We start from the raw sequence: 12,221 nt of genomic DNA, 5'->3' as shown, positions 1-12,221 counted from the left end.
ATGGAGGAAAAGACAAGTAAACAAAAGGATAATACCAAGCTGCCTATGATACAAACACCAATACGTTCTATTTTTGAAAAGTTTTCTAGAGAAAAGGATGCTTCTTTAATATACGGGGACCCAATTATTATGGACAATAAACGGATTCTGCCAGTAGCCAAAGTGAACTACTTCGTAGGTGGAGGAGGAGGCGGTGGATTTACAGACGAGCAAAATGCTAGTGGTCAAGGAGAAGGAGCAGGTGGTGTATTTTCGATTAAACCAGTTGGAGTTTATGAAATCACCGAGGAAAATGTAAAATTCAAGCCTATACTTCCGATTAATCAATTACTTACTGTGTTCTCCATTATCACCTTAGGTCTTGCCTTCCTATTAAAGAAAAGTCGAAAATAAGTTCTTTAAATAGCTTAATAGAAAAACGCTACCTTTTAAATTTAGTGGGTAGCGTTTTTTCTATTCTTTAACCATTGAACAAGCGTTAGCAATAGCATGGCAAAAATTGCGCCACTTGTATCTAATAGAACATCCTGAAAGAGTGCAGATCGTCCACTCGTAAAGGATTGATGGAATTCATCTGCTGCTCCTAGAAAAAAGGTAATCAGTATGGCCAACAGCTTTCTGTACTTTTTTTTCGGTAAAGCAATATAAATGGCTAATCCAATCAAACCAAAATAAAAAAAGTGCGTTCCTTTTCTGATTAAAAATTCAACAAATGCATAGTAGCCACGTTCCTCGACAGAGACATAAAATCCCCAATATGGAATATGAAATAAAGACAAAAAGGATTCCAATGGCTTGTTGGGAAGCCAGTTTTTAAGCACAGTCTCTAAAGACTGCTGCTCGGAAGTTTGACCCGAAGCAATAAATACAAAGAGAATTAAAAGTAATAGTGGGATATATTTTTTCATATAAAAACAGTAGCATAAACTGAACAAGAAACAAACTAATTACAAGTTTTAACACTAGATAACCATTTCTACCCCAAAATGATACGCTATGGTACACTTACGATAAGTGAATAATTTATTGCAGGGAAAAGGTGCTGACTTGTCAGCTTAATTGGGAATTCGGTGAAAAACCGAAGCTGTTTCCGCAACTGTAAATGCAGATGAAATAAGAAAAATACCACTGTTGACAAACGTCGATGGGAAGGTTCTTAGAGTAAAATGATGCATGAGCCAGGAGACCAGCCTTTTCTTGAACGTATAAATACTCTTCGGAAGTTAAGGGGTTGTACGGCACGTGTCTATTTTTTCGATTGAATTTATAAAACGATAAATAGTATTGCGCCGCCCTTTTTGGGGTGGCGTTTTTTGTGCTGTAAGAGGTCGAGTATTGTATTGCATATGTTCACATTTACTAGGAAGGGAGGGGAAAAGGTGAAAAAGGACATGCGTTATATTTGTTATCCGTTTATGAGAGAGAAGCCTTCTACAGTAGACTTTGAGATTCGAACGGACTCACTGACGACACGTATCGGCTTGGCTGCTTCTTTAACAAAAGTTATTCCAAGAGTATATGAGGACCTTATGTATTTGGCCCCGATGGCATACCACTTAAATGGGTCTGTCAGAGGGAAGCTCGCGATCCATGAAGAAGATTTACAAATCCTCAGCGATATGTACGATTCCTACGTAAGCGAAGTAGAAGGAAGAGTAGATATATTCGTACTTCCACAAGGTTCAACGGCTGCTTGTGAGTTGCACGTATGTCGAAGTGAAGCAAAAAAGTCGGTCAGAGCTTTACATAAAGTCTCTTTAGAAAGAGAAGTACCTGAGATTTTATTTGACTACACGCAGCTATTAGCAAATGTATTGTTTGCAATGGCGGTATATGTAAATAAGTATCATGGAGTTGACGAGATTCAATTTGTCAGTAAATCATATCCCATGAGAAAAAAGAAAGAATTGGGGGATTAACATATGAATAAACAATTAAGAAATTGGTTAGCGGTACTAATACTTTCTATCTTACTTGTAGGCTGCCAAGAGGCTGAAAAGAATACAGCTGTTGAAACAGATTCTGTACAAGAAGTAAAGGAATACACTGTAACGGACGATATGGGGAACGAAATTACATTTGAAGAAGTTCCCGACTCGGTTGTGTCTCTACAACCAAGCAACACAGAAATTCTATTTGCCCTTGGCGTGGGAGATAAAATAGTGGGAGCTACAGAGTATGATACCTATCCAGAAGAAGCACTGGAAATTGAAAGAATTTCCGATTCTATGAGCTTTAATGCAGAACGGATTTTAGAGATAAGCCCAGATGTAGTGATAGCGTATACCACCGGTTCTGAGGAAGAGCTTAAAGTGTTGGAAGATGCGGGTTTAGACGTTTTTGTCATTCAATCGGCACTGTCATTTGAAGACGTCTATGGTGATATTGAACAGTTGGCCGCAGTAATGGGAGTTGAGGATAAAGGAATAAACCTTGTTAACTCTATTAAAACTACTATTCAAAGTGTTGAGGACAAAGTATCGGGTGTAGCTAATCAGAAACAAGTTTATTTTGAGATAAGCCCCTCTCCTGAAATTTTTACAACTGGTAAAAATACGTTTCAACAAGAAGTTTTGAATAATGCTTCTGTTGTGAACATTTTTGGAGACCAAGAGGGATGGATTAAATTATCTGAGGAAGATGTCATTAAGAAAAATCCTCCGATTATCTTAACTACCGTAAATTATGTAGAAGATCCAATTGGTGAGATTAAGGCTCGTCCAGGCTGGAACCAGCTAGAGGCTGTACAAAACAACGCCATCTTCCAATTAGATTCGGACATAATGTCTCGCCCTGGTCCACGAATTGGTGAAGCTGTGGAACTAGTAGCCAAAACCGTTTATCCAGAATTATTTAAATAAAGTAAAGGATGGTCTCGTTTTGAGGAGGCCATCTTCTTTTATTTTAAAACAGGTACCTTTCAATGGATAATAGTGTTATGGTATAGTACTATTTAATGAATAGTACCGAGGAGGAGTTAGAAGTGACAGCAAACGTTTATATTGAGACATTAGAAAAACAGCTATATATTTTAAATGCTAAGGAGCGCCAAGCGGTTGTTCGAGATTTCCAAAAATATTTTTGTGACTTGTTAAGAGAGGGGAAATCCGAGCAAGCAATAATAGAATCATTAGGAGCACCATCGTATATAGCAAGGGAACTACTTAAGGCTTACTCCGAAGAGGAAATGATCGTAACAGAAGTGGCATATGAAAGTGCATATATATAAAATGCTACAAAGGCTAGTTACCCTTTGTAGCATGACTTCATTGACAAGTTTTAACTGGTTCATTGGGAATCCAAATTTTACAGTTTGAATCTGATAAATCCCCGTCTGTATAAACTTTCATCTCTGGTGTGTTGCCTATATCACTAACCCCTATCCCATCACACAAACTCCAAGAGGCCCTTTTATTTCTTCGTTATTTAAAGAAATAAAGAGCAACAAGCTTTTGTATAGATTCTTATAGACTGATATCTAGGAATGTATATTAACACATGCAAAAAGCCGCCTATTAGAATTTGGCGGCTTTTTGCATTAGATATTTTTTTTAGTTACTGTTTCTTTGTCTTCTATTTTAAATTCTTCTGCAACATCGTCTACTATATCTTTAGTTGAGCTTTTAAATTCTTTTAACGTCTCTCCAATTGCTCTACCCAATTGAGGTAATTTTTTCGGACCGAACACGATTAAAGCAATAATTAATATAATGATTAAACCTGGTATTCCGATATTTGGCATTATAATCTCTCCTATACTGTTTCTGTATATTCTCATGTGTTTTTTCAATAGTAGTTAATCATACATAAAATTGGTTGTTTTGTATCAATAACACATTATACTCCTACGTTTAAATTTGTAAATAATTTAGTGTTAAAAATAATCTAAGCGTTTTGAACTGGAAAAGTCTCTTCGTTATAAAAGTACCTTAATCCCTTCTGCAAAAATTTAATTATATAAATATAATCTTATCGTTTATTTATCCAGGAAATACTAATTAATTTATGCCCATAATACAAAGGTTTTTCTATTATTCTGCATTAATTATAAAAATTTAATGTTTTTTCAGAATAAAATTATATTTTTATAATCGAAATAAATATCTAGTTTTTAAGAAATAAAAGGAGTAGACTGTAAAACGGTTGTTTTGTATTTATAAAAATTACGTTTTCATAGTTGTGTGTACTATGTTAAAGGAGAATAAAAGTGACGCAATATAACTTAGAAGAATTAAAACTGTTGAATCAAGTAATTTTTGCTTTATTTATAGTAGCAGATTTAGCTCTTGGCCTCTTTTACTTTAATAATGAGTTTCCTTGGTTCGCGTTAATAGGTTCAAGTATCGGACTAGCTATAATTGTTCTTTGCTGGACTGGAAAAAAATATATATACTTTGTCTCATTTTTATTGGTTTATACGATCCTATTCTCATTAGTTTATAACTGGAATGCAGTTTTTCATTAATCAGAATATCTTTTAAGCCATTGTTTACCTAAATAAACAATAAGCTATTTATACTAATTTACATTGGAGGTCATATTATGTCAGAACAGGAAAACAAGACTACTTACTTAGATAAACGTTCATCTAGACGTACTTTTATCAAAAACTCTGGATTAACAGTTGGTGGAGTTGTATTAGGTGGAGCACTCGGTTCTTTACTAGGGAAAGACTCAACATCTAAAACTAATGAAACTGGGGTTCATTCAGCAACTACTAGTGTTAACTTCAACCAAGCACTTATGTATTTTGACAAAGCACAATTTGACACGATAGAAGCTGCAGCAGAGCAAATTTTTCCTAAAACTGAGGTAGGACCCGGGGCGAAAGAATTACTTGTTGCATATTATATTGATCACCAACTCGCAGGAAGCTTTGGCCTAAACTCAAAAGAATATATGACCGGTCCTTTCTTCCCTGCAGAAGCAGTTCCACAACAAGGGTACCAAACACATTTGAACCGTCAGCAAGTGTTTAATCTTGGAATTGCAGCTTTAAATACAGAGGCTGCAAAGAAATCCGATGATAAACCTAAATTTGCTAATTTAACAGAAGAACAACAAATCGAAATCTTAAAAGATTTTGAAGCTGATAAAGTTAAATTAAATGGAGCCGTTAGTTCCTCCTTTTTCTTCTCTTTACTTAGAAAAGTAACAATTGAAGGAGTATATGCTGACCCTATGTACGGCGGTAACAAAGATATGGCTGGTTGGAAAATGAAGAATTTCCCTGGACATCAATCAAGTTATACTAATGTATTAGAAAAAGATGAATTCGTGAAAATAGATCCTATGAGCTTAAACTCTCAGCATCAACACTAATCAGCACAAATAGAAAGGGTGAACAACTTTGGCAACTAAATTACCAAAAACAGATATAGTTTTAGTAGGGGTAGGCTGGGTAGGCGGTATTATTGCAGCAGAACTTACAAAAAAAGGATACAAAGTAGTAGGTATCGAACGTGGTAAAGAACGTTCAACTGAGGATTACTTTATGGCTCACGATGAACTACGTTACGCAGAGCGTAAAGAAATGATGCAGGATCTTTCTAAAGAAACAATTACATTCCGTCACGATATGACAAAACGAGCATTACCTTACCGTGAATGGGGTAGCTTCCTAATTGGAGAAGGAACAGGTGGTTCAGGAGAGCATTGGAACGGTCAAACTTACCGCTTCCTACCATACGATTTCGAAATCTATTCAGAAACTGTTAAACGTTATGGAAAAGGTAAAATCCCTAAAGGGATGATGCTTCAAGACTGGGGTATAACATACGAAGAGTTAGAACCATATTTTGATAAATTTGACGCTATGACAGGTATTAGTGGTGAGGCGAATCCACTACCTGATTCTCCACAAATTAAATACCCTAACCCGCCGATGCTGGAAACACCAGCTATAAAATTATTTAAAAATGCAGCGAAAGAGCTTGGATATCATCCATACCATATGCCTTCTAACAATCTATCGCAATCTTATACTAATCCAGATGGCGTTTCTCGTGGCGCTTGTCAATATTGTGGTTTTTGTGAGCGTTTTGGTTGCGAATATGGAGCAAAAGCATCACCAGTAGTTACAGTATTACCTGTGGCTAAAGAAACTGGTAACTTCGAAGTACGTACTCATTCTGTTGTACGTAAAGTTCTACACACAAATGGAAAAGCTACTGGCGTATTATACGTAGATATACGTACTGGTGAAGAGTTTATCCAAGAGGCAGATGTAGTTGTAGTATCAGCATATCAAATGAATAATATTAAACTTTTATTAAACTCTCAACTTGGCCGTCCATATGATCCAGTTACTGGTACAGGAGTCATTGGTAGAAACTATGCATACCAAACAATTCTGGGGACTGCTGTAGGTTTCTTTGATAAAGAGTTCAATTTATACGGTGGTGCGGGATCTCTAGGTGCTCAAATTGATGACTTCAACGGAGACTTCTTTGATCACACTGACCTAGATTTCTTACATGGTGCGACTATTCAAATTACCCAATTAGGGGATCGTCCTATTGCAAACAATCAGATTCCAGCAGGCGTTCCAACTTGGGGGAAAGAATTTAAAGACGCATCTGTTACAAATGCAAACCGTGCTCTTATTGTTAAAGCACAAGGTGCTTCTCTACCTTGGCAAGATAATTACATCGATTTAGATCCAACTTATAAAGATGCATTCGGTGATCCATTACTTCGTATGACGTTTAATTGGAAAGACCAAGATCGTCAACTAATGAAGTTTATGGGAGAAAAATCAGCTGAGATCATGAAAAAAATGGGTGCAAAAGATATCAAAATTAATGGTCTCGAAGTCGGAGATTACGATATTCGTAACTACCAGTCTACTCATAATACTGGTGGAGTAATCATGGGCTCTGATCCAGAAACAAGTGCTTTAAACAGCTATCTACAAATGTGGGATTGTGAAAATGTATTTGTACCAGGTGCAAGTGCTTTTGCTCAAAACTCAGGTTACAACCCTACTGGCACAGTTGGAGCACTAGCGTATCGTGCAGCAGAAGGTATTGAAAAATACTTAAAAACTGGCGGATTATTAGTTTAAAATCGAGAAGCTTCTATATAAAGAAATAATATTTGATTAAACTTAACAAATAATTTTTACTCATAGAATTAGTCAACAACTTAAAAACTGCTATCTTCTTTCCATCAAAAGAAGGTAGCAGTTTTTTAATATATGGATTCATCCACAAACTTTTAACTACTCTTTTGGATTTCTAAGAAACTTGCACAGTTTGTGTAAATTTCGGTCTGTTCGAACCGAATTTTTGTGGGTTCCTTGGACTGTTTAATCTGCCAAGATTGCTTCTACTATTTCTTTAGGACGAACATCAAGAGTAGATAAATCCATGAGATCGATCCAAATCGGTTCATATTTTCCTTTTTCTTTAGAAGTGCTTACATATTCATCTCCATCTCCGGATCCAAACGTACCGCTTACAATATCAGCTAAGTAATAATATTGAGTTCCGCTATATGGTAGTACTTTAAAAAGTCTTTGGATGCGAACATGTACCCCTAGCTCCTCATATGTCTCACGAATAGCTGCTTCCTCAGGGGTTTCTCCATTCTCGATACCTCCACCCGGAAATACATAGTAGGTGGTATAAGGCTTAGTCCTTTTGATCAGTGCAACTCGACCTTGTTCTAGAATAATAGTGGCTCCTCGATTTCTCATCTTATTCCCCCTTCACCTATTTTTAAGAAAATTATAACAATAAATTAATGGAAATATGTAAAGAGTTCTTTACATTAGATAAATTTTTGATTATTCTGTATGTAAAGATATATTTACATTGTAAGCAAGGAGGAAGTAAATGGCAAAGGTCATTAATCATATAAGAGAAATCCGATTAAAAAAGGGGATAACACAGATTCAAATGGCGGGTGATTTACAAATTACCAGACAAACCATTACAGCGATTGAAAACAATAAATACAATCCCAGCTTAGAGCTTGCACTTAAACTAGTACGTTATTTTGATGTACCTATTGAAGAATTATTTTATCTAGAGGAGGAATAAGGGTGAAGAAGGGCTATGAGATCCTATTGTACGGAATAATTAGTGGATGTATCATTGGTGGCTCGTTTTTAGGGGTGTATATCTCGGGTAAAGAGGAGGGCATCTTCGATTGGGGGCTTTTCTTGCCAATGTTAGCTGGAGCATTAGGGGGCTTTTCTGTCTTTTTGCTTTATGCATGGTGGCGTCAAAAACGGATAGGAAATGTACCGGATATGGATGAACGCACAACTGTGATGATGAAGAATTATTTTTCTTCTGTACTTTATTTTGTCCTCTTCGGTACAGGGGCCATATTATTAATATTATTTGCGCTTGGTGTTGAAACAATAGAAATAGGAATACTCATTATTTATATGATGATCCTATTTATGTTAATTGGTATTGGTACTTTTATAATCAAGAAGATTTGAGGGACATAGAAAGGGTATTATAAAGGTAGTTTATAAGGTCTATAAAGCGTATGCAGTATAAATAGACTAAGAAGGGATGTTAAGAAATGGTTCATGTTTTATTTGTCTGTCTAGGTAATATTTGTCGTTCTCCCATGGCGGAGGCTGTATTTAAGCATCTAGTAGCAAAGGAAAAATTAGAAGCGAGTATTCGAGTAGACTCAGCTGCTACAAGTGGGTGGCATATTGGAGCCCCGCCACATCCAGGGACAATAGCCAAGCTAAAAGAATATGACATTTCCACAGAGGGTATATCCGGACGTCAGCTACAAAAAGAAGATTTTGAAGAATTTGACTATATTGTTGGTATGGATGAAAATAATATTAAAGATATACGACAAATGCTTGGTCAACCTGATCATCCCAAAATTATTCGTTTTTTAGATTGGACTGAGCACAAGAAAGATGTACCTGATCCTTATTTCACTGGTGATTTTCAGGAAACCTATGATTTGGTTTTAGAGGGCTGTGATGCACTTCTAGGCAAAGTTAAACTCGATTATAAAGAGCAACTGTAGCAAGAGGGGGAATAAAAGTGGAGTATGAATATTTTCATGGGGTACCGGACAAACAGACGCTTTCTGGTGTTTTGGAGCTACATAAGCATGTATTTGACGGCTCAGACTTGGCAACAGAAAAGTTAAAAGAAAAAAACAATTTAATCCTGTTTGTAGCAAAGGATGGAGACCGTGTAGTAGGATTTAAAATTGGCTACGACTACGGAAATCGCACCTTTTATAGCTGGCTTGGCGGTGTTCACAAGGACTATCGTGGAAAAGGAATAGCCAAAGAACTGATGCGCAGACAGCATGAACTTGTTAAGTCAATGGGGTACACAAAAGCCCGTACCATCTCAAGAAATGAAAAAAGAGAAATGCTAATTTTAAATATAAAGTTTGGGTTTGATATTAAAGAAACATTTATAAGTAATAAAGGTACGCATAAAATTGTGCTAGAAAAAATGCTATAGGGAGGAAACTAAATGACGGATTGCTTAGGCTGTATGTTAGCGAATAAAAAACAAGAGATATTTGTTATATTTGAGAATGATCATATTACCTGCTTTTTAGACCAAGAACCCTTTAATAATGGGCATGTGCTTATACTTCCAAAAAGGCATTATGAGGATGTGGATGACCTAGATGTTGAGGTAGCCTATTCGATCATGGATGCATCAAGGCTAATCTCTAAGGCTATCAAAAGATTATATGCCCCAGATGGGATTACAATCTGTCAAAATGGAGGAGTCTTTAGTGAATTGACTCATTACCATATGCATGTTGTCCCGAGGTATCAGGGGCAACAATTCGCAGAATTTTATCAAGATGAGCCACTCGTACGCAATCTAGAAAGCATGCAAACTGTTACAGCTAAATTAAGAGACTCAGTTCGGAATGTTATAGCAGAAGGTAAATAAAATAATTCGTGTAGAGTCTTGTCCGAGAAGGAAAGGCTCTTTTTTAGCTTATGGAATTGTTATTGTTAATAGTTCGGTCTAACTAGGATATTCACATATACTTAAAGGTATCTTAGTGTGAAGTGAATGGAAGTTAATGTATTTATTTTTGCTACTTACAAGGAATCTAATGTATAATAACACAGTAGAATTCTAGAGTACGAAAACAAAATGTGAAAGAGAGTGGGACTTTATGGGTCGTAAGTGGAATAATATTAAGGAAAAGAAAGCTTCCAAAGACGCTAATACTAGCCGTATTTATGCCAAATTTGGTCGTGAAATATATGTTGCAGCAAGACAAGGTGAACCAGATCCTGTCTCCAATCAAGCATTAAAGGTTGTATTAGAGCGTGCAAAAACGTATAGTGTGCCAAAGCATATTATTGATAAAGCAATTGAAAAAGCAAAAGGCGGGTCTGAGGAAAGCTATGATGAGCTGCGCTATGAAGGCTTTGGTCCCGGGGGATCTATGGTTATCGTAGATGCATTAACTAATAACGTAAACCGTACTGCTTCTGATGTGCGTGCTGCATTTGGTAAAAATGGCGGCAACATGGGAGTTAGTGGTTCCGTATCTTACATGTTTGATGCAACAGCAGTTATTGGGTTAGAAGGAAAAACAGCTGACGAAGTATTAGAAATCCTAATGGAGGCTGATGTGGATGCTCGTGACATCTTGGAAGAAGACGACGCGGTCATCGTATACGCTGAGCCAGATCAATTCCATGTGGTGCAAGAAGCTTTAAGAGCAGCAGGAGTTGAGGAATTTACAATTTCTGAGCTTACAATGCTTGCACAAAACGACATTGCATTGGATGCAGATGCACAAGCACAATTTGAAAAAATGATTGATGCTATTGAAGACTTAGAGGACGTTCAGCAAGTTTATCACAATGTAGAATTAGCTTAATGATATACAGAGGAAATCTTCACTTCAGGAAACTGGAGTGAGGATTTTTTGTGATATGGACTTTCTACAAAGTATATGAAACCCAAAGACAAATCATTTAGCTGAATGGATATAAGTGACACCTGGGCTAAGCGTTTATCAAGGCAAGAAGAATCCTATTAAATTTTTTAAAGGGAGAAACTGTTGGAATTATGGAGCGTCTAATTGGTAAAAGGAGGAAGTGGAAATGAGGAAATCCTTTATTTTTTATTATGCATTAATCCTGCTGTTAGGCAGCTTCTTTATCCTAAGCCCAGCTATGGCAAGCTGGGCTTATCAGTTTGTAGTTTGGGATGGTGACGTGTATATAATTACGGAAGAAAACGTAGAGAAAATAGGCAAGGAGATTGGACATGTAACAAAATACTCAGATAGAGAAGGAACGTATTCAGGTAATTTTTCTAATACATTTCCTAAAGGGACTAAGTATTATGAAATAGTGGAAGTAGATCCAGAGGAAGCTATTGCTGTTGAATCAGAAGTAGGGATATACGTGAAAGCAAATAGTGACGGAGAGTATGCGGGAAGTAAGAAGAACAATTGGAATACAACATACGTTTTCGTTGGAGGAGGGGTACTCCTTGTTCTCTTCATAGTCATTGCAATAACGTATGGCCTTGGAATGAAAGGGAAAACCAATCGTGGATAAACCAGTTCTTATCACCGTAACTCATGATCCAGATGGTGAAGAGTGAAGAAACTCTTTGTGCTTTGGGTAATCGTTAATGTCAAAATAAAAAAAGAGTAGAACTGTGACCATGAAATAGTTCTTCTCTTTTTTATTATTAATGGGTAGCAGAGTTATTTCTCCGATATTTCCATTGCTGATATTGGAAACGAAAGAAGCAACCTATACAAAATCCTAAGATAGCCACAAATGCTGCTAAGCCAACCATGACGGTTGCAATATTAAATAAATTGCTCCACTTTAGGAAAAAGCTAATGCTAGCTACAACTAAAAAGCCAACTGCAAGCCATTGGTTAAATCTTAGCTGATCATAATCCTCTTGGATATATTCACTACCAGGTTTCTTTAAAAATCTTTTTGCTATAACTAAGATAGGGTGGAATCCAATTAATAAACTGGATAGATTAGCGATTAATGGTATAAGTAGAATCCATGCTGATTGAGTAAGAAGCGCTATGACTACGGAGGTTACTATTGACCACTGATTGACCATAACAAGGGGTTTTGGAATTGTCTTCATCTTAAAACCTACTTTTCTGATTGGATTTATATCATTATATGTTGATTTTCAGTTAATGTAAATTAATTAAGAACTAAATGACCTATTTCCCGGGAAATCGACATATTTTTTGAA

Annotated in this window: 18 protein-coding genes and 1 riboswitch; of the genes, 14 read left to right on the top strand and 4 right to left on the bottom strand. The window is 36.4% G+C overall.

What is annotated here, in order from left to right; genetic code table 11:
* Complete coding sequence (locus MKY09_RS17680; protein ID WP_251553252.1) at nt 1–393, top strand: spore germination protein GerW family protein; 393 nt, start codon at nt 1–3, stop codon at nt 391–393.
* 41 nt (nt 394–434) lie between these two features.
* Here the strand turns inward: MKY09_RS17680 and MKY09_RS17675 are convergent, their stop codons facing one another.
* Nucleotides 435–908, bottom strand: a complete 474-nt coding sequence (locus MKY09_RS17675) for a VanZ family protein (RefSeq protein ID WP_342567217.1) — start codon at nt 906–908, stop codon at nt 435–437.
* A 112-nt stretch (nt 909–1,020) separates the two neighbouring features.
* Nucleotides 1,021–1,210: riboswitch (cobalamin riboswitch) on the top strand.
* 169 nt (nt 1,211–1,379) lie between these two features.
* Here MKY09_RS17675 and MKY09_RS17670 point away from each other — a divergent pair.
* The 3 genes from MKY09_RS17670 (at nt 1,380) to MKY09_RS17660 (ending at nt 3,229) form a co-directional block, all read left to right on the top strand.
* Complete coding sequence (locus tag MKY09_RS17670; RefSeq protein WP_342567216.1) at nt 1,380–1,919, top strand: hypothetical protein; 540 nt, start codon at nt 1,380–1,382, stop codon at nt 1,917–1,919.
* 3 nt (nt 1,920–1,922) lie between these two features.
* Nucleotides 1,923–2,861 carry an ABC transporter substrate-binding protein gene (locus MKY09_RS17665; RefSeq protein WP_251553255.1) on the top strand — a complete coding sequence of 313 codons (939 nt, stop codon included), beginning with the start codon at nt 1,923–1,925 and terminating at the stop codon, nt 2,859–2,861.
* A gap of 122 nt (nt 2,862–2,983) precedes the next feature.
* Nucleotides 2,984–3,229: a DUF1700 domain-containing protein gene (locus MKY09_RS17660; protein ID WP_169358413.1), complete on the top strand. Its 246-nt coding sequence runs from the start codon at nt 2,984–2,986 to the stop codon at nt 3,227–3,229.
* Between the two features lie 309 nt (nt 3,230–3,538).
* On the opposite strand, the gene tatA is transcribed toward MKY09_RS17660, so the two are convergent.
* A complete protein-coding gene (gene tatA, locus MKY09_RS17655; RefSeq protein WP_169358520.1) occupies nt 3,539–3,745 on the bottom strand; it encodes a twin-arginine translocase TatA/TatE family subunit in 207 nt (68 codons plus the stop codon).
* A gap of 462 nt (nt 3,746–4,207) precedes the next feature.
* Here tatA and MKY09_RS17650 point away from each other — a divergent pair, with 462 nt between their 5' ends.
* The 3 genes from MKY09_RS17650 to MKY09_RS17640 all read left to right on the top strand — a co-directional run bounded on the left by MKY09_RS17650 (nt 4,208) and on the right by MKY09_RS17640 (nt 7,066).
* Nucleotides 4,208–4,465, top strand: a complete 258-nt coding sequence (locus tag MKY09_RS17650) for a hypothetical protein (RefSeq protein WP_251553256.1) — start codon at nt 4,208–4,210, stop codon at nt 4,463–4,465.
* 77 nt (nt 4,466–4,542) lie between these two features.
* A complete protein-coding gene (locus MKY09_RS17645) occupies nt 4,543–5,322 on the top strand; it encodes a gluconate 2-dehydrogenase subunit 3 family protein (protein ID WP_251553257.1) in 780 nt (259 codons plus the stop codon).
* A 28-nt stretch (nt 5,323–5,350) separates the two neighbouring features.
* Entirely contained in the window at nt 5,351–7,066 is a 1,716-nt protein-coding gene (locus tag MKY09_RS17640) for a GMC family oxidoreductase (RefSeq protein ID WP_342567215.1), read from the top strand.
* A gap of 243 nt (nt 7,067–7,309) precedes the next feature.
* Here the strand turns inward: MKY09_RS17640 and MKY09_RS17635 are convergent, their stop codons facing one another.
* The gene (locus MKY09_RS17635) at nt 7,310–7,699 is read right to left on the bottom strand and encodes an NUDIX domain-containing protein (RefSeq protein ID WP_342567214.1); all 390 of its coding nucleotides are present in this window, start codon (nt 7,697–7,699) and stop codon (nt 7,310–7,312) included.
* A 139-nt stretch (nt 7,700–7,838) separates the two neighbouring features.
* Between MKY09_RS17635 and MKY09_RS17630 the strand changes: the two genes are divergently transcribed.
* The 7 genes from MKY09_RS17630 (at nt 7,839) to MKY09_RS17600 (ending at nt 11,548) form a co-directional block, all read left to right on the top strand.
* Nucleotides 7,839–8,045: a helix-turn-helix transcriptional regulator gene (locus tag MKY09_RS17630; RefSeq protein ID WP_169358418.1), complete on the top strand. Its 207-nt coding sequence runs from the start codon at nt 7,839–7,841 to the stop codon at nt 8,043–8,045.
* A 2-nt stretch (nt 8,046–8,047) separates the two neighbouring features.
* Nucleotides 8,048–8,455 (top strand): hypothetical protein, encoded by a 408-nt coding sequence (locus MKY09_RS17625; protein ID WP_342567213.1) that lies wholly within the window; start codon nt 8,048–8,050, stop codon nt 8,453–8,455.
* An 86-nt stretch (nt 8,456–8,541) separates the two neighbouring features.
* A complete protein-coding gene (locus MKY09_RS17620) occupies nt 8,542–9,012 on the top strand; it encodes a low molecular weight protein-tyrosine-phosphatase (protein ID WP_342567212.1) in 471 nt (156 codons plus the stop codon).
* A gap of 17 nt (nt 9,013–9,029) precedes the next feature.
* Nucleotides 9,030–9,464 (top strand): GNAT family N-acetyltransferase, encoded by a 435-nt coding sequence (locus MKY09_RS17615; RefSeq protein ID WP_342567211.1) that lies wholly within the window; start codon nt 9,030–9,032, stop codon nt 9,462–9,464.
* Nucleotides 9,465–9,476: 12 nt separating this feature from the next.
* Nucleotides 9,477–9,911 (top strand): HIT family protein, encoded by a 435-nt coding sequence (locus MKY09_RS17610; protein ID WP_251553259.1) that lies wholly within the window; start codon nt 9,477–9,479, stop codon nt 9,909–9,911.
* A gap of 232 nt (nt 9,912–10,143) precedes the next feature.
* Nucleotides 10,144–10,860, top strand: coding sequence for a YebC/PmpR family DNA-binding transcriptional regulator (locus MKY09_RS17605; RefSeq protein ID WP_169358423.1), 717 nt, complete (start codon nt 10,144–10,146; stop codon nt 10,858–10,860).
* Between the two features lie 226 nt (nt 10,861–11,086).
* Nucleotides 11,087–11,548: a hypothetical protein gene (locus MKY09_RS17600; RefSeq protein WP_342567210.1), complete on the top strand. Its 462-nt coding sequence runs from the start codon at nt 11,087–11,089 to the stop codon at nt 11,546–11,548.
* A 136-nt stretch (nt 11,549–11,684) separates the two neighbouring features.
* Here MKY09_RS17600 and MKY09_RS17595 read toward each other — a convergent pair whose 3' ends face one another.
* The gene (locus MKY09_RS17595) at nt 11,685–12,107 is read right to left on the bottom strand and encodes a DUF4395 domain-containing protein (protein ID WP_342567209.1); all 423 of its coding nucleotides are present in this window, start codon (nt 12,105–12,107) and stop codon (nt 11,685–11,687) included.
* Between the last annotated feature and the right edge of the window lie 114 nt (nt 12,108–12,221).

The sequence above is a fragment of the Psychrobacillus sp. FSL K6-4046 genome, from assembly GCF_038624605.1.
In the GTDB taxonomy this organism is placed as follows: Bacteria; Bacillota; Bacilli; order Bacillales_A; family Planococcaceae; genus Psychrobacillus.
The sequence above is the reverse complement of the archived record's forward strand: the minus strand, read 5'-3'. Positions and strand labels throughout refer to the sequence as shown.